Origin of the sequence: Pectobacterium versatile (assembly GCF_020166435.1) — a bacterium.
Taxonomy (GTDB): Bacteria; Pseudomonadota; Gammaproteobacteria; order Enterobacterales; family Enterobacteriaceae; genus Pectobacterium; species Pectobacterium versatile.
In genome coordinates this window covers 263,154-281,624 of the sequence record NZ_JAINZP010000003.1, presented here as the reverse complement: position 1 = coordinate 281,624, position 18,471 = coordinate 263,154, and the positions used below count along the sequence as shown (strand labels likewise).

At 48.5% G+C, this 18,471-nt stretch carries 15 protein-coding genes and 1 pseudogene; 8 read left to right on the top strand and 8 right to left on the bottom strand.

Annotated elements, in window-relative coordinates; translation table 11 throughout:
* Positions 1–319 precede the first annotated feature (319 nt).
* The 4 genes from fdhF to K7X24_RS06085 all read left to right on the top strand — a co-directional run bounded on the left by fdhF (position 320) and on the right by K7X24_RS06085 (position 7,444).
* Positions 320–2,470, top strand: a complete 2,151-nt coding sequence (gene fdhF / locus K7X24_RS06100) for a formate dehydrogenase subunit alpha (protein WP_224553670.1) — start codon at positions 320–322, stop codon at positions 2,468–2,470.
* A gap of 689 nt (positions 2,471–3,159) precedes the next feature.
* On the top strand, positions 3,160–4,473 hold the full coding sequence (locus K7X24_RS06095) for a CitMHS family transporter (RefSeq protein ID WP_010298373.1): 1,314 nt from the start codon (positions 3,160–3,162) through the stop codon (positions 4,471–4,473).
* Positions 4,474–4,581: 108 nt separating this feature from the next.
* Complete coding sequence (locus tag K7X24_RS06090) at positions 4,582–5,475, top strand: GntR family transcriptional regulator (protein ID WP_224553668.1); 894 nt, start codon at positions 4,582–4,584, stop codon at positions 5,473–5,475.
* A gap of 661 nt (positions 5,476–6,136) precedes the next feature.
* A complete protein-coding gene (locus tag K7X24_RS06085; RefSeq protein ID WP_224553666.1) occupies positions 6,137–7,444 on the top strand; it encodes a dicarboxylate/amino acid:cation symporter in 1,308 nt (435 codons plus the stop codon).
* An 86-nt stretch (positions 7,445–7,530) separates the two neighbouring features.
* Here K7X24_RS06085 and hypT read toward each other — a convergent pair whose 3' ends face one another.
* Positions 7,531–8,430, bottom strand: a complete 900-nt coding sequence (hypT, locus tag K7X24_RS06080) for a hypochlorite stress DNA-binding transcriptional regulator HypT (RefSeq protein ID WP_224553665.1) — start codon at positions 8,428–8,430, stop codon at positions 7,531–7,533.
* Between the two features lie 222 nt (positions 8,431–8,652).
* On the opposite strand from hypT, the pseudogene K7X24_RS06075 reads away from it, so the two are divergent.
* The 4 genes and pseudogenes from K7X24_RS06075 to K7X24_RS06060 form a co-directional block, all read left to right on the top strand.
* A pseudogene (locus K7X24_RS06075) lies at positions 8,653–9,366 on the top strand (aspartate/glutamate racemase family protein); the annotation flags it as partial.
* A gap of 363 nt (positions 9,367–9,729) precedes the next feature.
* A complete protein-coding gene (locus K7X24_RS06070; RefSeq protein WP_224553663.1) occupies positions 9,730–10,212 on the top strand; it encodes a cold-shock protein in 483 nt (160 codons plus the stop codon).
* A gap of 244 nt (positions 10,213–10,456) precedes the next feature.
* On the top strand, positions 10,457–10,996 hold the full coding sequence (locus K7X24_RS06065) for a DUF2058 domain-containing protein (RefSeq protein WP_224553661.1): 540 nt from the start codon (positions 10,457–10,459) through the stop codon (positions 10,994–10,996).
* A gap of 199 nt (positions 10,997–11,195) precedes the next feature.
* Complete coding sequence (locus tag K7X24_RS06060) at positions 11,196–11,441, top strand: YmjA family protein (RefSeq protein ID WP_224553659.1); 246 nt, start codon at positions 11,196–11,198, stop codon at positions 11,439–11,441.
* A 486-nt stretch (positions 11,442–11,927) separates the two neighbouring features.
* Here K7X24_RS06060 and K7X24_RS06055 read toward each other — a convergent pair whose 3' ends face one another.
* From K7X24_RS06055 to K7X24_RS06025, 7 genes are all read right to left on the bottom strand, one after another.
* On the bottom strand, positions 11,928–12,149 hold the full coding sequence (locus K7X24_RS06055) for an acyl carrier protein (RefSeq protein WP_224553657.1): 222 nt from the start codon (positions 12,147–12,149) through the stop codon (positions 11,928–11,930).
* Positions 12,150–12,165: 16 nt separating this feature from the next.
* On the bottom strand, positions 12,166–13,599 hold the full coding sequence (locus K7X24_RS06050; protein WP_224553655.1) for an AMP-binding protein: 1,434 nt from the start codon (positions 13,597–13,599) through the stop codon (positions 12,166–12,168).
* Positions 13,596–14,714, bottom strand: coding sequence for a membrane-bound O-acyltransferase (locus K7X24_RS06045; RefSeq protein ID WP_224553652.1), 1,119 nt, complete (start codon positions 14,712–14,714; stop codon positions 13,596–13,598). Before K7X24_RS06045 ends, K7X24_RS06050 begins: the two co-directional genes overlap by 4 nt.
* Positions 14,715–14,843: 129 nt before the next feature.
* A complete protein-coding gene (locus K7X24_RS06040) occupies positions 14,844–15,980 on the bottom strand; it encodes a D-alanyl-lipoteichoic acid biosynthesis protein DltD (protein ID WP_224553650.1) in 1,137 nt (378 codons plus the stop codon).
* 478 nt (positions 15,981–16,458) lie between these two features.
* Positions 16,459–16,848 (bottom strand): hypothetical protein, encoded by a 390-nt coding sequence (locus tag K7X24_RS06035; protein WP_224553648.1) that lies wholly within the window; start codon positions 16,846–16,848, stop codon positions 16,459–16,461.
* 40 nt (positions 16,849–16,888) lie between these two features.
* Complete coding sequence (locus K7X24_RS06030) at positions 16,889–17,362, bottom strand: hypothetical protein (protein WP_161529481.1); 474 nt, start codon at positions 17,360–17,362, stop codon at positions 16,889–16,891.
* Between the two features lie 185 nt (positions 17,363–17,547).
* Positions 17,548–18,441 (bottom strand): LysR family transcriptional regulator, encoded by an 894-nt coding sequence (locus tag K7X24_RS06025; protein WP_224553646.1) that lies wholly within the window; start codon positions 18,439–18,441, stop codon positions 17,548–17,550.
* Positions 18,442–18,471: the final 30 nt, after the last annotated feature.

Here is an 18,471-nt window from a genome sequence, read left to right as displayed (position 1 = left end):
CCAATTTCCGTTATTTTAAACAGTCGATCGAAATCAATATCAAATCCCAATCGGTGGATGATAGAGTGAGTATCGTCAAAAACAGTATAGGCATTAACGGATAAAGAGGATGAATACGCGACAACGTTATTTGTCAGACAAATGCCCTATGGAAAAAAGCAGCGGTAGCCAATATCGCAGGAAAATTTGCCACACACTGAGCATGACCACGATCAGTAAATCGATTTTCTTTATCGGCGATTATCGAAGATTAAATAGCTGCCCCCTGCCATAGGAATGCAGTTCTTAACGATCCAAGACTCGACTTTGGAGAATAATCATGCAGAAAGTGCTTACCGTCTGCCCGTATTGCGGGTCAGGCTGCAAAATTAACCTGCTGGTAGAGAACGGCAAAGTAGTGGGTGCGGAAGGAGCAAATGGCGTCACCAACGAAGGTGAGCTGTGCCTGAAAGGTTATTATGGCTGGGATTTTCTCAACGACACGAAAATTCTGACGCCGCGTTTAAAGCAGCCGCTGATTCGACGTCAGAAAGGCACGCCCTTTGAGGCCGTATCCTGGGATGACGCTATCGATTTCGCCAGTTCCCGACTGAAGGCGATTAAAGAAAAGTACGGTGCCGAGTCGATTATGCACACCGGCTCGTCACGCGGCCCCGGTAATGAAACCAATTATGTGATGCAAAAATTTGCCCGCGCGGTCACTGGGAATAATAACGTTGACTGCTGCGCTCGACTCTGCCACGGCCCTTCGGTAGCCGGGCTACAGGTTACGCTGGGCAACGGCGCAATGAGTAACTCTATCTGCGAAATCGAAAAAACCGACTGCATCCTGATTTTTGGCTACAACGCCGCAGACTCACACCCCATCGTGGCACGTCGAATCCTGAAAGCTAAAGCGCGCGGGGCAAAAATCATCGTGTGCGATCCGCGCCATATTGAAACCGCCCGCATCGCCGATCTGTGGCTGCCGTTGAAAAATGGCTCCAACATGGCGCTGGTCAACGCGTTCGCTAACGTGCTGATCAACGAAGGCCACTACGATAAAGCGTACGTCGCCCGCCATACCGAAGGCTTCGAGGAATTCAGCAAGACCGTCGCGAAATACACGCCGGAGTATGTCGCCGACATCACTGGCCTGTCGCCGAAATTGATTCGCGACGCGATGCGGATCTATGCCGCCGCGCCGTCCGCCACCATTCTCTGGGGAATGGGCGTGACGCAGTGGGGCCAAGGCGTTGATGTGGTCAAGGGGCTGTCCGGTTTGGCACTGCTGACCGGGAATTTGGGACGTCCGAACGTGGGCGTCGGGCCAGTGCGCGGGCAGAACAATGTTCAGGGCGCCTGCGATATGGGTGCGCTGCCCAATATGTTCCCCGGTTATCAAAATGTCACGGATAAAGCGGTGCTGGCGAAATTTGCCGATGCCTGGGGTGTGCCTGAACTCTCCGACAAAATTGGCTACTCGCTAACCGACCTCCCGCACAAAATTAAAGCAGGGAAAATTCGAGCTAATTACGTGATGGGCGAAGATCCGCTACAAACCGAGCCGGATCTGTCGATGCTGCGTGATGCATTCAACGAGCTGGACTTGCTGATCGTGCAGGACATCTTCATGACCAAGACCGCAGCGATTGCCGATGTGATTTTACCTGCAACCTCCTGGGGCGAGCACGAAGGGGTCTATACCGCTGCTGATCGGGGATTCCAGCGCTTTTATAAAGCCGTGGAACCACAGGGCGATGTCAAACCCGACTGGGAAATCATCAGCCTGATGGCAACAGCGCTCGGCTACCCGATGCACTATAACAACACGCAGGAGATCTGGGACGAGCTACGGCAGCTCTGCCCGCTGTATTACGGCGCGACCTACGAGAAAATGGCCGGACTAGGCTATGTGCCGTGGCCGTGCCCGACTGAAGACAGCCCCGGTACGCCGTGGCTGTACGCAGGCAACCACTTCGATCGTCCCGGTGGGAAAGGCCTGCTGCTCACAGCAGAATGGCGACCACCGATGGAATTGGTGGATGAAGATTATCCGCTGGTCTTGTGCACCGTACGCGAAGTTGGCCATTACTCCTGCCGTTCGATGACGGGCAACTGCACCGCGCTGCAAACGCTGGCGGATGAACCGGGCTACGTGCAGGTGAGCCCCTATGACGCCGAGCGTTTAGACATCCACGACCAGCAGCTAGCCTGGATCTCGTCACGGCGTGGCAAGGTGATCTCTCGCGTTGCCGTCAGCGAACGCATCAATAAAGGTGCCGTCTATATGACCTACCAATGGTGGATCGGTGCCTGCAATGAACTGACTCTGGATCATCTCGATCCGGTATCCAAAACGCCGGAATACAAACACTGCGCCGTGAAGCTGGAAGCCATCGACGATCAGCAGGCAGCAGAGAACTATGTACAGCAGGAATACAGCCAGTTGAAAGATCGGCTGCGCAGCACCGCAGAAAACGTCAGTTAATCTCCCTTACCTAAGCCGCCACGAACCTAAGCCGTCAGGTAAAAGCCGTGGCGGCTTAGGAAATACAGATGGTTTAGACACCGTTTAACCGTCCTCGCCGATAATGCCTTTATTCCCCACCTCATCTTGTAAAGATTTATTAATGAAAACGGATGGATTTCCGCTAATCGATAATAACTTTCTACGCAGAAATTAAATTTTCACACCTCTGTTTATCTTTTAAAATTATGTTGGCTATCACCGCCCTTCCCTCCGCCCAATTGTTTTTTATTCCAATTTAGCGCAATTTGCGTTTCATTTTACAATGCTTTAATTTGTTTTTAACAAAAAGAGCCCCCTATAGCGGTAGTTATCAATTCGATTAAAGTAATTTATAAACAATCGGTTAGATGAAAACCAGTGGGGATAAAAGGAATATTATTATTGCTCGTACAGAGGTCTTTTATGTTACCGATTACTGTTGCCTTATCGCTTCCTCATTATCTGTCATTTATTATTCGCATCGACCCCGGAAGCTAACTCCCGTCTTTCATTCGTATTCCCCTGAACGTCGCTGATGTCGGGAAATAACCTGATTTCATCCCTTTCGATATGCGGTTATAAAAAACTGCACGGCTTTTAGCACCCCAAATTCGCCGGAAGAAAGGCAGTAAGTTATTCAGAATATAATAAAAAACAGGAGATTCACTGTGCTCACTATTCTCGGTTTCTCTATGGTCATCTGCTTTATGTACCTGATCATGACCAAGCGAATGTCTGCGCTTATCGCGCTGATTCTTGTCCCTACACTGTTTGCACTGGCGGCAGGTTTCTATCAGGGACTGGGCGCGATGATGCTGGACGGCATCAAAACGCTGGCTCCAACGGGCGTTATGCTGACGTTTTCTATTCTCTACTTCGGCATCATGATCGATGCAGGCCTGTTCGATCCGCTGGTTCGCTTCATTCTCCGTCTGGTGAAAGGCGATCCGTTGAAAGTGTTGGTCGGCACCGCCGTGTTAACCTTAATGGTCGCGCTGGACGGTGACAGTACAACGACCTATATGATCGCGATTGCCGCATTCCTGCCGCTCTATCAGCGGTTGGGGATGAACGTGCTCGGATTGACCTGTCTGGTGAACATCGCCAGCGGCGTGATGAACCTTTCTCCGTGGGGCGGCCCGACGGCGCGCGCCGCCGCCGCATTGCGCGTTGATGCACTGGACGTTTTCCTCCCCATGCTCCCGGCGATTATTTTAGCCAGCCTGACGCTGGTCGGCGTGGCCGTTTTTCTGGGTCTACAGGAACGCAAACGGCTAGGCATCATTGATGTCAGCAGCTTCCAGAATGCCTCGATCAATCTAGGCAACGGCAGCGACGAAGAAAGCGACGCCAACCGCCGTCCTAACATGTTCTGGCCTAACTTTATTCTGACCACCCTGCTTCTGGTGTTTCTGGTGATTGGCCTTCTGCCCATTCAGGTGCTGTTTATGGTCGGCTTCGCTATCGCCGTCATGCTCAACTATCCCAAGCTGGAGGAGCAAAAAGCGCGGATCGGCTCACACGCCGCTAACGTGCTAGCAGTGACATCACTTATTTTCGCCGCTGGGATTTTCACTGGCATTTTATCCGGTACAGGCATGGTAGATGCCATGGCGAAGAGCCTGTTGCAGGTGATACCAGAAAGTTTCGGCCCATATCTTGCGGTGTTCACCGCGCTCATTAGCCTGCCGTTTACTTTTTTGATGTCCAACGACGCGTTCTATTTCGGAATCTTACCGGTTATCGCCCAGACGGCGGTCAATTATGGTATTACCCCAGAAGAGATCGCCCGTGCGTCGATTGTCGGCCAGCCGTTCCACCTGCTTAGCCCGCTGGTGCCGTCGCTCTACCTGCTGGTCAGTCTGGCAAAAGTGGACATCGGCGATCACCAACGCTTTGCAATCAAATGGGCGATTTTTGTCAGCCTGTCGCTGCTGGTCGGTGGTATTGTCTTCGGCGCATTTCCGTTCTATCACCAGTAAAACAGGATTGCTCCGGCCTGACCGGAGCAGACTCTGCTGGCAGGCGAGCCGTACTGACAAGAATATAAAGATTCCTCGTAACACCCTAACCGACATAGCAGGATAGCCATGGCTTTAACTCCCCTACAGACAAGGATTGTCAGACAGATTGTCGCCTACATTCGCCGCGAACAGCTGCCGCCCGGCGCTCACCTGGTCGAATCGTCGCTGGCGCAGGTACTGAACGCCTCACGCACGCCGGTCAAGGTCGCGCTGCTGTATCTGACGGAAAAAGGCATGCTGCATTACCACCGCAATCGGGGGTTTTATCTTGACTGCCATGCCGATGAATTAGGGCATCTGGTCACCGAGTTAGCCGCCAGCAGTGAAGAGCCGCTCTACCGGAAGATTGTTGATATGCGCCTTTCCCGCCGGTTGCCGGAACAGTTTTCAGAAGTGGATCTGATGCGAGAATGTCAGGTGTCCCGCTCCGTATTGCGTAACGTTCTGACGCGTATTCAACAGGAAGGTTGGCTGGAGTTCCGCACAGGTCAAGGCTGGCGAACCACGCCGATTATCGATTCCGTCACGGCCTATGAGGAAAGTTTTACTTTCCGCCTGCTGGTCGAGCCGGTCAGTCTGCTGTCGCCGCAGTTTCGTATCGATCAGCACACGCTCAGCGCCTGCCGTAAGCAGCAGGAAGACATTCTCAATGGGGGTTACCTGACGCTCACGCCGCATGAAATGTTCGATGCCAATACGCACTTTCATGAAACGCTGCTTGCCTGTAGCGGCAACCGCTTCGCCCACCATAGTTTGCAACGAATCAATCAATTACGGCGTCTGGTGGAATATCGCCAAGGGAGTCCAGCCTTCAACCCCAAGCGATTGGAACAGATTGCGGAGCATCTGGCGATTCTGGATTTCCTGCAACAGGGAGAGATCGAAACAGCGGCAGAATGGATGAAAAAGCATCTGGAAAAAGCATGCCACGATAAAGTGAGCATCGATCTTTTTCTGTGAAATAACCAACAGCGAGGTCTCAAATCATCAGTAACATATGTTTAAAAAATAAAAAACACCATTTTAAACACTCTAAACGCTCAGGTAGTTACAAACAGAAACACATAGAGCAATAATTAAACGTTAAATCAACAACACAAAAATCAACTCTTAACTACAAAAATAAAGTCACGATTTAAATAATTAAAAAATTAATTTTCTTATAAAATACCATGTATATAAACTTTTCGTTAATTGTTCTTTTATTTTTACTTAATCTTTAAGTAATTCACCATCTGTTTTATTGATGTATAGCCACATATCATTAGCAACACGACTTCAACACCTTACCCCACCCGCTTTTTCGGTAAAAAAATAAAAATAAACCACTGTTTAATAATGAGTTAATAAAAAAATCACGTTATATGCGATCTACGTATCACATCCCTATTTATCATTACAAGTGACATAGACATGCATTTTTCGCATGACAAAGATCACAATTACATAACAATCCGCAGAAAAAAAATGTAAAAAGCAAGAATCGTTGTAATATCGGCGGGCAGACACAACACCCCAATAACAGGTTCGGGTGAGGGATTGGTGTATTCAGGGAAAGCACCAACCATCACGCGGCAATAATATTGTGTTGTCTGAATCAATTCATCAACATGAGGTTTATATGCAAAGGCAGAAGTTACTTGTACAGATAGTCTTGGCTATCGTCCTGGGAATATTAATCGGCTGGGCTTGCCATCAATATCTTGACAGCAGTCGAGCAAAAGAAATTGCATCTTATTTCAACATGGTTACCGATATCTTCCTGCGCCTGATTAAAATGATCATCGCGCCACTGGTCTTCGCTACGCTGGTTTCCGGCCTTGCAAGCATGGGAGGAAACTCTTCTGCCGTTGGCCGTATCGGTATGAAAGCGATGATCTGGTTTGTCAGCGCCTCGTTCATTTCCCTGCTTATCGGTATGGTCTTCGCCAACCTGTTCCAACCCGGCGCAGGCATGAATCTCGAAATCCCCGTACAGCATGTTGCGACAGGCCTGAACACAGACAGCTTTACACTTAAGAGCTTCATCAGCCATATCTTCCCGAAAAGTATCGTAGAAGCGATGGCGAACAATGAGATCCTGCAAATTCTGGTGTTCTCTCTGTTCTTCGGCTCCGCGCTTGCCTATGTAAAAGGCAATAACAAGCACGCGACCACGATCATTTCCATGATCGAAGAACTGACCAAAGTGATGTTCCGCGTGACCGACTACGTGATGGCGCTGGCCCCTATTGCTGTCTTTGCCGCAATCGCTTCCGCGATTACCACGCAAGGTCTGGGCCTGCTTTACGACTTCGGTAAACTGATCGGTGAGTTCTATCTCGGCCTGGCCGTACTGTGGGGCGTTCTGTTCTTCGTTGGCTACCTGTTCCTGGGCAAAGGCATAGTTAGACTGGCGAAACTGATTCGTGAACCGACCATGTTGGCTTTCGCCACGGCGAGCAGTGAATCTGCTTATCCGAAAACCATGGAAGCGCTGACCAAATTCGGCGTGCCGAAAAAAGTCACCAGCTTTGTGCTGCCGCTCGGTTACTCGTTCAACCTCGACGGTTCTATGATGTACCAGTCCTTTGCGATTCTGTTTATCGCACAGGCTTACAACATCGACCTGAGCGTTACTGAACAAATTCTGATTCTGCTGACGCTGATGATCACCAGTAAAGGAATGGCGGGTGTAGCGCGTGCTTCCATCGTGGTGGTTGCCGCAACGCTGCCGATGTTCAGCCTGCCGGAAGCCGGTATCCTGCTGATTATCGGTATCGACCAGTTCCTGGATATGGGCCGTACTGCAACTAACGTCATCGGTAACAGTATCTCTACCGCCGTTGTGGCCAGTCTGGAAAAAGACGTCCACGATGATGATGAGGAAGAGGTTGCCGACGAAGTCGTTGCCTATAAGGAACCTCAGCAGGCCACGCAAAATAGCTAATGCTTAGTGAGTAAATACTTCATCTATAGCGGCCTTCAGGCCGCTATTTTTTTATCTCTCGTTGCCTGTCTACATTGTCAGGGCGTTTATAGCCCAGACGTCGATGACAGCCCTTTCATGTAGCGCCAGAATTTCTCAGAAGCCACATTCAACCGCGCATCGAGGCGATACAGATAAACCCCCATGCGGATCACGGCATTTTCCATACTCAGGATCGTCAGCTCTTTGTTTTTCAGCTCTTCCTGAATGGAATAGTCCGGTAGCCAGGCAATACCATAACCTTTCTTCGTCATACGTTTGAGCAAGTCGCTCATGGAAGAAACAAAATTGACCGTAAATTTATCGCTGTCGACGCTGGATAAGTAGCGGCTGACCTGACGCCCCATGTAGCTCGTCTCGGTATAGTTGAGTAGCGGCACCGATGAGGCACTGACATCAAACAGTGGCTTCCCTGCACTATCACACGCGCAGACCGGATAAAGCCGGGACTCCAGTATCTTCTCGTGCATGAAAGGCTCCCCCATCAGATCCTCATTGTAGAATGAGAAAATAAAGTCACTGCGCCCTTCTTTGAGATTCAGTACCGCCTCATCGACATCGATCGATTCGACATAAAAGATTTTTTCCTGCGGGTCTGGCACGTCTTTTAACAGCTCCGGCATGATGAATATCGACAGCGAATGCGCCGCGGCGATGGTGATCTTATTCTTGTAATTGTCCCCGCCGTGCAGCTTATTGAGCTGATACTCCAAATCATCCAGCGTATTGCGGATATAGGCGTGGAACACGCGCCCCTGCTCGGTTAACTGTAGCGGCAACGCACTGCGGTCGAAAATATCAAACCCAACCGCGGCTTCCAGCGCCTGAATTCGCCGACTGAATGAGGATTGAGAGATATTCCGCTTCTCGGCTGCCAGCGTAAAACTCCGGTGTTCTTCCAGCACAATAAAATCATACAGCCACTTGGTTTCGATATTATTCAGCATCGTCCCTCACTCAAAACGCTCAGCGCCATGTTTTCGCTCCCTATGCCAACGTTCTGCATCGCCAACAAAGATGCTTCCCACAGCACGTCGTTAAACCCAGTAAAAGCATAGAGATGCCAATAGTTATGCAAATCATACATAGCAGATGGGAATTTAGCAATTCACATTGCCCGGCAGTGTGCGATTATCCTTTTAATTTCATAATGCTACAGGGTTAACAGCATGAACAGTCTCGTGGGAATTCTTGGCGGTATGGGGCCGGGTGCAACCGTCGATGCGATGCAAAAACTGATCAAAAACACGCCAGCCTATCGGGACCAAGACCATATTCCGATGATTGCAGTTTCTATTCCTGATATCCCTGACAGAACACAGTGCATTCTCCAGCACAGCGCGTCGCCGCTGGATAAAATGCTGCAATATATGAAAATTCTCGAAAATGCGGGCGCTGAATGCATCATTATCCCGTGCAATACCGCGCACTATTGGTTTAATGACTTAAAACAGCAGTGCCGTGCGGAAATGATCAGCATTATTGATGTGACCTGTCAGGCAATTAAGAATGCCAACATCACACGCGTCGGCCTATTGGCGACGACAGCGACGGTCAAAGCGAGAATTTATCAGGACAACTTGGTTACCGATAATATTAATTGCTACACGCCGGATGATGCAGACCAACACCAGGTAATGGAAAGCATCTACGCTTATAAATCTGGTGATATCGCAGGAGCCTATAGGCTGTTGTCACCGGTAAAAGATCGCCTGCTGCAGGTTGGCGTCGAGAAAATTATTCTGGGTTGCACCGAGCTTCCTCTGATTCTGGAGCAGGAAGTCAGAACGTCAGCACAATACTATATCGATGCCACGGAAGAGTTAATTAAGAAAACGGTCGAATGGTATTTCTCCCACAGCCAGAAAAATAATATTGCCGCAGGACGGACAGCGCAAGCGGCGAACAGGTACACCCAGCCAGACTTTCCAGTGGAGCAATTTACGCTCCCTGACGCGTCGCTGAGAAGCATCGTGAATAGGATGAATATTCCGGTTGCAGCCACGGCAACATAGCGGTTGAGAAGTCAGGTTAGCATTCATAGCGACGGCAGTTTTGAAGGTTCAGGGGAGTTTTGGCGAATACAAACCTCAACGTTCTGATTGCCGTTTTCTATTGGTTCACGCTAACTTGCGATGAACCAAATTTATCATCAAGACTTAAACCAAAGTCGTAGTCTGCGCAGGCATTGTGTTTTACACTGCGCGCTGCAAAAACTGAGCAGATAAACGATTAAGTAGGCGATAATGGCGATGAACGGAACGATCACAACCTGGTTTAAAGATAAAGGTTTTGGATTTATCAAAGATGAAAACGGTGATAACCGTTATTTTCATGTGATTAAGGTCGCCAACCCTGATCTGATTAAGAAAGATGCGGCAGTCACGTTCGAACCCACCACGAATAACAAGGGTTTGTCAGCTTATGCTGTGAAAATCGTACCGGAAAGCAAATACATCTATATCGCGGGCGAACGCCTTAAGCTCACATCGATCAAGTCTTATCTGGTTTACAGCGAAGAAGTCTCTGCCGATCCTCGCATTGATAAAGAAAATGTGGTGCTGTCTGTGGGAGTACTGATGGGGAGTATCAGGCCAAAATCGGCGGCTAAGCCTGATGAAATGCGCTCGCTGAAAAAACTGGCGATCACCACCTTCCAAGGAACGACGTTAATCTTCACGGAAGATGAGATAGATGTGGATGCCACGGTGAAACTGCTCAAAGTCTGAAATAATTCGGACTGACCCTGTGCCGAGATCCTGCGCCATTCATAAGCAGAATTTCGGCATCGCTTACTCACCTCAGTGCGCCATGGTATAGGGGTCTTTCACAAACGCCAGACCACATTATGTAGAGCCCAGTTAATACTTTCCCCAAACTCAAGCCACATAGCCATCGAGTCCTGCAATCTGGTACAGCCTCAAGAATTACAGGTATAATCCCACAAATTATTCAACGGGTTTAGAAACGAAGATGACAAAACTCACCTTACAAGAGCAGATGCTAAAAGCTGGGTTAGTGACCAGCAAAAAAATGGCCAAAGTCCAAAGGACGGCTAAAAAATCACGCGTTCAGGCGCGTGAGGCAAGAGAAGCTGTGGAAGAAAATAAAAAAACACAGCTTGAGCGTGATAAACAGCTTAGCGAACAACAAAAGCAGGCCGCTTTATCTAAAGAATATAAAGCTCAGGTGAAGCAACTTATTGAAATGAACAGAATCAACATTTCAAAAGGCGATATTGGTTTTAACTTCACAGACAACAATTTAATTAAAAAAATAATTGTGGATAAAATGACTCAATCTCAACTAATTAACGGCCGTCTCGCTATTGCTCGTTTGGTTGCAGATAACAGTGGCGAGAATGAATATGCGATTATCCCTGCAAGCGTAGCCGATAAAATTGCCCAGCGAGATGCAAACAGTATTGTATTAAATAGCGCGCTTAGTCAGGAAGAGCAAGATGAAGAAGATCCGTATGCCGATTTTAAAGTGCCCGATGATTTGATGTGGTAATTAACTGTATTAGTCGATGGCGAATGAAAAGTCCCTCAGCTTCAGGGCTTTTCATGCAGATTTCATGTGTGGCCCCTTCATCATTAGACGGAAGGTAATAATCACTACAGGGATGACAGCAAACGGGATAAAAGTGATATTATCGAATCCACACGATACAGACAGCAACTGACGCAGGCATAAACGCTGGAGACGACTGATGAACAATGAAGTACCGCTGAAATATTATGACATCGTAGATGAGTATTCAACGGAATCCGCAGAACGAGTGAGCGAGTCCGAACGTGAATCTCTGGCGCGCTATTTCCAACTACTGATCACCCGCTTAATGAATAACGAAGAAATCAGTGAGAATGCGCAGAAAGAGATGGCCAGTGAAGCGGGTATCAATGAGCGCCGTATTGATGAGATCGCTACGTTCCTGAATCAATGGGGCAATGAGTAATTCCTGTTGGCGCATTTTGAAAATGAACACAAATTGTGTGTGGTTACGTCCACTTTCGTTCATCGCTGGCAGTCAAATTAAGCAGCAACTAATTTACATCAGGAATGCGCTTCAATTCTCTTCATAGCCGAGTATTTACCCTAAATAATTCGAGTGAGTGACAAACCTGCCTTTGGCAGGTTTGAACGCGGCTTGCAGCGACCTCAACGGAGCGAGGCACTCGCGCGTGTACCGAGTAGCGCAGCCAATGCACATGCAATTTGAAGTATGACGGTATAGATTAGAAAATCTGGTCAGATTGACCTCTCTGCTTATTATCAGACTACATCGCCGCGTGTAATCTAAATACCTTCGGGCTGTTAGACACATTGCAGCCCAATTCAGTTGGTCATGTAAACAACCCCGTATTCGAGCCCTAAAAAAAGCCCTCAAATAAACCTATCCTGGGGCTTCAAATAGCGAGTAAGAACCATCACTGCTTCAAACTTAGCCGCGGTTTTCTTCAATGTAGTGGGCCAGATCCGCCGGGGTCTTCAGAACGGTGGCGACTTCGGTTGGTGGAATCACACAGCCGTAAACGTCTTGCACTTCCAGCACCAGATCGACGGCCAGAATAGAGTCGAGAATATCGGACTCAATCAGCTCATCGTTAAAACCCACGTTACGGGATAAGATCTTTTCAAACAGCGCGAGTATTTCTTGTTCCATCATTTTTCCTGAGTAATTAGATCGTGCGGGCATGGGTATCCAGCAGCTTACGGTCGATTTTGCCGTTAGGATTAAGCGGCAACGCATCTTTGATAATAATTTGGGAAGGCACCATATAGGGTGGAATCACCTTCGAGAGCGACGTTTTAATCGCTTCTGGCGCTAAATTCGTCACGCAGAACGCGGCAATACGTAAAACGCCACCACCCGATTTCATCAGCGGCAGAACAACCGCTTCGCTGATGTCGGATATCGCCAGCAGGCGATTTTCAATTTCGTTGATTTCAATACGGTAGCCATTGAGTTTGATCTGGCTGTCATTGCGCCCCTGACAGTACAGTAGCCCGTCTTCGTAACCCAAGTCACCGGTTCTGTAGCCGCGGAAGGCTTCGCTCTCCCGATGCAGCAGTTTTTCCGCATTCTCTTTCGCGAGCCCAAGGTAGCCACGCATCACATTTTTTCCCCAAATGATCAGCTCCCCCTCAGACGTAATTTCCATTCTGGAGTCTGGCATCATCGCGCCGACCGGCAGCAGGTCATTTTCACTGTGCAGGATTTCATCGGTGATTTCTATGACGGTGGTCGCGATAGTTGCTTCCGTTGGGCCATAGGAGTTGAGAATTTTGGCATGCGGGAAGCGACGGCGTAACTGTTTTACCAGCGCTTTGTTGAGCACTTCGCCAATGAACACGAAGACGTTGAGTTCAGGTAAATATTCACTGTTGAACTGGGGAGACAGCAGCCTCTGGTAGGCGAAAGAGGGCGTTGAAACCCAGACGGAAACGCCGTTGTCTTTCAGGCGGTCGAGCCAGTTTTCTGTCGCGATATCCTCTTTCGCATTCAGAACGATGTGCCCTCCAGTTGCCAGATTCGCCAGCAGCGGGATCAGAGAGAGATCGAAGCTGAACACCGCATGGTTCATCAGCACGGGCATATCAGGCAGCGCAAAGTCCTCGCGCACCCACTTCATGAAATGCCACAGGCTTTCACGCCCGATCTGCACCCCTTTGGGTTTTCCAGTGCTGCCGGAGGTGAACATGATATAGGCGAGATCTTGCTCGACCAGCGCCTGCCCCGCCTCACTGGTAGCAATGAACTGTCTGGTCGCCACATCGTAATAATAAGGCGCACTCGCCAGATGGCAAATCTCGTTGAGCCGCTCCTCCGGATAGATGCAATCCACCGGGATATACGGAATGTTGTGCAGTAGGCAGCTATAGATTGCCACAGCAAACTCGGCCTGCTGATGTCCGTACAACACAACCGGCGAGCCAGCAGGCTGCCGACAATGCTGATAGCGATCCGACCAGTCGGTAACGGCGATAGAGAGTTGTTGCCAGGTCATCGCGTCATCGCTTCCGCTAATCGCCAACTGATCTGGGTTCGCGGGGTCGAGTAATGCCGCCCGGAGGAAATCTTGCAGTTCCTGAAGCTCTAAGTGAAGGTTCATAGGGGAGACATTCCGCTAAAGATGTAGAGGGAGGCCGCAGCGCTTGCCAGCGTAAGAATGCGACCGATGAACACAATAACTGGATGATGTAGACAACTGCTCAGCGCTGGACTGCGTTTGGCTGACCACTGCAGCATGTTGTGAGCAACGGAAATGGCGCCAAACAGCGCGCCGCTAATGACATAGTGTCGTTCGAGCCCGTTCCATGCCCCCATACAAAACAGGGTGCAGAAGATGCCAATATTCTGCGCCAGTGTTTTGTTCCGTCGGAAAAAGTCGAGCTTCATCAGATTCATATAAATCGGCATAAAGACCACATCCCTCAGCCATTCAGACAGGCTGATGTGGAAGCGTCGCCAGAAGTCCTGCGGGTTTTTAGCCAGAATAGGCATATTGAAGTTTGCTGGGATATTTAGGCCAAATAAGCGCCCTGCCCCAATAGCCATATTGCTGTAACCGGCAAAATCAAAATAAAGGTAGGCGCTGTAGGCCAGTGACATCACGACACCCACGCTTAATGTAAACGGGCGATGGCTCCACGACTCAATAACCAGATTATTGATCAGCATGGCGAATAGGAACTTCTGGATAATACCGGTAAAAATTTGCTCCATCGCCACTAAAAACTGCTCACGGGTAATGATGAAGACCGGTTTATTAATGTCATTCACCCATGTCCGCCAGCGATACATCGGGCCAGCCAGAATAATAAAAGGCATAAAAAGGTAGCAGAAGTAATGCAGGACGTTATGACCATCTTTTTTGCTGCGATAAAGCAGCACATCAATGGCGCGGAAGGTCATAAAGGACAGGCCGATCATGCCCCAGTGGTTGTTGAGGTGTAATTTCACCAAAAACAGCGGCAGCAGCGTCAGGCTGACCGCTTGCCAGATTTTTAACCAACCTTTCTCTTTTAAGGTGACGAGAACATAAAAGCTCAGGAACACGGCCACGGGAACAACGTAATCCCCCTGGAAAATATACCCCCAGCCGAACACCGCCAATACGGAGAAGGCGGATAAATACGTCAGCCGATAACTGAATACGCGATTAACCAGCGCAAACAATAATGCTGATGAAAACAGAAGGAAAAAAAACATTCCGGAGCTGTACATCATTCATCCTTCAGAATTTTTGATATTCAAAATGCACTTTTAAACTCATGCTTTCATCAACAGAGGTCCACGCGGCAATGGTGACTGCCAGAAAGAGATAAAGGAAAAAAAGGCGAATGGCGGTTTTCATCATTTAAAACTCTCTGCAATAAATTGATCCATCGCGACCCATGCCGATTCAGTGGGATGCAGGCGATCCCAATTCCAGCCGTTCTGATAAGGCTGCGCATACATATCAAAATAACGAACCTGATTTTCTTCCAGCATCGACCTGATCTGGCTGTCGACTGGCTGGAATTTCTGGGAGTTATTAATCGCCCACGGATTAATCGGATCGACAATGACCACAAACTGGGCATTACGCGCTTTCAGCAGTTGGATCGTCGCCCGTAATGCTTCCATCTGTGCAGGCACAATTGGCGCGTTATCCCACTCTTCCGGCGTTTGATCGTCTGCAAACACAGCTTTATCCATCCACAATGTCTCTGCACTTTGCTGACGAGACTGGTTCAGTACATGAGCCTGCGCCAACTCGCGATTCCAGTCGGGAGTCATATTGGAGGTTGGCTGCTGAGGCCACCGTTGTGTAGGCTGAGGGACAATATGTAGCATCGCCAGCCAGTCGTTTTTTATCAGCTCGCAAAAATTAGCAAATTGATAACTCACTTCCTGCCAGATAATTTGCGGATCCCAGCCATAGACCTTCATTTGTCCAAAGGTTAAATGGCTTATCTCTTCTTTATCGATATGTTGTAGATAATTGACTAAAAAGGGACGCGTCTGGTCATCTTTCATCAGAGGATCAAAAATAGACGCAGGGAAATTGTTGGCGAAAATAGCCGGAGGAATACCATCTGAATAAAAGCTATCGGGTGCCAGCAGCAAAACAACCTTACTGTTAGCATTAAGCTCGTTTTTAAAGCGCGAGAGCAGTAAAAAATGTGTGACGCTATCGACATAGCTATCGCCATAGGCCACAACCGGACGATGTAGCTGGTTATTAAAGTAATTATATACCGCGTAATGTTCGTCTTCAGATGTCGAAACCTCGGAAGCCCCGAGAAAGAAAATCGCATTGCCCTGTAAGGCATGGGAAATGGTGGCGATCTTTTCCTTTTGTTCCTTTGTCGTCCCTTCCATTGTGTTAATCAGTGGCTGGAATGTCAGCGCCGGATCAACACTTGTCACCAGCGGGGGAACACTAAGAAACAAGATGGCAAGAGTAACCATCAGGATATGTAGGCAGAGAGTATTTTTTATTTTCATTATAAAGGTAAGGCTGTGTGATATTTATTATTTGAAATTTGTGAATTTTTATCTTCACGGTAAATCGGTCCCTGTGTTTTTGGATTATATACCAGGGTTATCTTCGATGATGAGCGTTGCTGTGTAACGGTATGTACAGTGTTTATGTCCGTCACATAATAAGGTTGGTTAGCCCCACGCGATCGAGACAGGAGAAGGATTCCCCGCTATCCATTTTCGCTTACGTGATCTGAATATGAGGGGGAAAAATCCGTAGTTTGGGCCTCTGGGCACCGCCGATTCCCAGTTTTAAAGTGAGTGTTGGGATGATGGGGGGTCAGGAGCGCTTGCCACTATAAATAACGATCAGGGCGCAACCTCCCCTCTTGTACAGCGGATTCGATTTAGAGCAATGTAGACCAAAACTACACGCTAGTGGGCCGCGAGTGATGCTATTTGCATATTCCCTTTCCATCGTGCGTGGTTATCGCTATTTCCATCACGCCCCCATCCGCTCCAACTCACCATAGAATGAATACGGACGCCCATTTTCACCCCACGTTGCTTTTTTTATGACACAAATATCTTCTTCTATATAAATATCTAACTGTCTAATTTCCAATGAAAAATCATTATATTTATAATTAGAACAGAAATTACGATAGACTATCTTCCCTCCTTTATCAGAATAACACCCGACATCTTCTCGCCAAAATAAAGTTATTTCTGCATTAAATGGGCCGCTACTCATTTTCCCTTTCAGGCTGGCAATAATTTTTTTCTTCTCAACAAAAACCCACCGCACGGCATCAAGCGTCCAGGTATCGTCGCTCATGCTAAACTCACCAGAAAAAATATCTAAAGGCGCTTCATTATTATCAGAGCACATTTCATTTCCTTGAATATTCAAGATGTGGTAGCAGAGCTGATTATCTCAACCGCTTTTTAATCGCCTGACTCATATAAGGCGGTAGTGAATTTATCATCGTCACAATGGCATCAATGGTGCTATTTTCTTCATCAGCCACGCTGCTGTTTCTCATCACTGAGACTCTCAGCAACTTATTCGGCAATTTACCAAATGAAGACAACAGCTCAGCAACCTTCCCCATCAGAAGCTCTTTTTCTTTTCCTTCTGCGGCAACGGAGAAACGCGATAGATTACTTTCGGACGTTCGCCCATCAAGGCTGTCCAGATGTTGAATGTATTTGTCTCTATCCATCCCTGCATAGCCGACATATTTGCTCGGTGCAAGAAGCCAGCCATCCTGTGATTTATAGGCGTACCAGGCCCGAAAATAAGGCAGGTAATCATAGAGTTTATGGTCGGTTGACGACACAAGTTCGTCGTTGAATTTTTCAATATTTTCAATGCACTGGGATTCGTTCGTGATAGGTTCCATGATCATCACTCCATTCTAGTCTATACGCTGTCGTTATTCATAAGATAACACTACAACATGAAGTACATCATATTCAAGAATATAATAACCATATTTTTTAACCGGAGGGGAAATGCCATTAAAATCACTGCCACGTAGGCGGAGTCAAGGCACCCCGCCTTACTGGCAGTACAGCATCCTAGCCGCTAACGCGGGTAGCGTAGCGCTTCGACAAACAGTGAAAAGGCGGTGGTATGCTGTTTACGACTGGGATAATACAGATAGTAGCCAGGGAACGGCAGGCACCATTCCGTCAGCACCTGAATCAGGCGGCCACTAGCAATGCCCTCCCGCACGGAATCTTCCGGCACATAGGCCAAACCCAGCCCGATTTGTGCGGCATCGATTCGCTGGCGCAGACTATTCATCGTCAGTTGTCCCTCAACGCGTACTTTGATTTCCCGACCGTTTTTTTCAAACTCCCACGCATAGATTCCCCCTATTGTCGGCAGGCGCATGTTAATACAGCGGTGATGCTGCAAATCCTGTGGCGTCGTGGGAGCAGGATTACGCGCGAAATAGTTCGGGGAACCCACCACCGCCATACTCATTTCCGGTCCGACACGCACGGCGATCATGTCTTTCGCCACCTGCTCGCCCAGACGAATGCCCGCATCAAAGCGGCCGAGAACGATATCCGTTAAAGCGTTATCCACCGTAATTTCGACGTTAATATCAGGGTAATTCGCCAAAAATGACGTTAACATCGGCCATAGTATCGAATCAACCGCGTGCTCTCCCGCCGTGATGCGAATATTTCCCGCAGGCCGCTCGCGCATGTCGCCCAGTGCAACCAATTCACTTTCAATATCCGCGAAGCGCGGGCCAAGGCTATGCGCCAGCTTCTCTCCCGCTTCCGTTGGGGCAACGCTGCGCGTGGTGCGGGTCAGCAACCGCACGCCAAGCCGCTCTTCAAGACCGCGAATTGAATGGCTTAGTGCCGACTGAGAAAGCCCAAGCTTCGCCGCCGCTTTGGTAAAACTACGTTCTCTTGCCACCACGAGGAACGAGATGAGGTCATTAAAATTTTCTTTTAACATCAGAGTGTCCCGATAATGGTGTTATGAATA

Excerpts from the sequence above, each read along its gene's own strand:
- fdhF (WP_224553670.1), top strand. The coding sequence starts at position 320 with ATGCAGAAAGTGCTTACCGTCTGCCCGTATTGCGGGTCAGGCTGCAAA.
- K7X24_RS06090 (WP_224553668.1), top strand. The coding sequence starts at position 4,582 with ATGGCTTTAACTCCCCTACAGACAAGGATTGTCAGACAGATTGTCGCC.
- K7X24_RS06085 (WP_224553666.1), top strand. The coding sequence starts at position 6,137 with ATGCAAAGGCAGAAGTTACTTGTACAGATAGTCTTGGCTATCGTCCTG.
- hypT (WP_224553665.1), bottom strand. The coding sequence starts at position 8,430 with ATGCTGAATAATATCGAAACCAAGTGGCTGTATGATTTTATTGTGCTG.
- K7X24_RS06070 (WP_224553663.1), top strand. The coding sequence starts at position 9,730 with ATGGCGATGAACGGAACGATCACAACCTGGTTTAAAGATAAAGGTTTT.
- K7X24_RS06065 (WP_224553661.1), top strand. The coding sequence starts at position 10,457 with ATGACAAAACTCACCTTACAAGAGCAGATGCTAAAAGCTGGGTTAGTG.
- K7X24_RS06060 (WP_224553659.1), top strand. The coding sequence starts at position 11,196 with ATGAACAATGAAGTACCGCTGAAATATTATGACATCGTAGATGAGTAT.
- K7X24_RS06055 (WP_224553657.1), bottom strand. The coding sequence starts at position 12,149 with ATGGAACAAGAAATACTCGCGCTGTTTGAAAAGATCTTATCCCGTAAC.
- K7X24_RS06050 (WP_224553655.1), bottom strand. The coding sequence starts at position 13,599 with ATGAACCTTCACTTAGAGCTTCAGGAACTGCAAGATTTCCTCCGGGCG.
- K7X24_RS06045 (WP_224553652.1), bottom strand. The coding sequence starts at position 14,714 with ATGTACAGCTCCGGAATGTTTTTTTTCCTTCTGTTTTCATCAGCATTA.
- K7X24_RS06040 (WP_224553650.1), bottom strand. The coding sequence starts at position 15,980 with ATGAAAATAAAAAATACTCTCTGCCTACATATCCTGATGGTTACTCTT.
- K7X24_RS06035 (WP_224553648.1), bottom strand. The coding sequence starts at position 16,848 with ATGTGCTCTGATAATAATGAAGCGCCTTTAGATATTTTTTCTGGTGAG.
- K7X24_RS06030 (WP_161529481.1), bottom strand. The coding sequence starts at position 17,362 with ATGGAACCTATCACGAACGAATCCCAGTGCATTGAAAATATTGAAAAA.
- K7X24_RS06025 (WP_224553646.1), bottom strand. The coding sequence starts at position 18,441 with ATGTTAAAAGAAAATTTTAATGACCTCATCTCGTTCCTCGTGGTGGCA.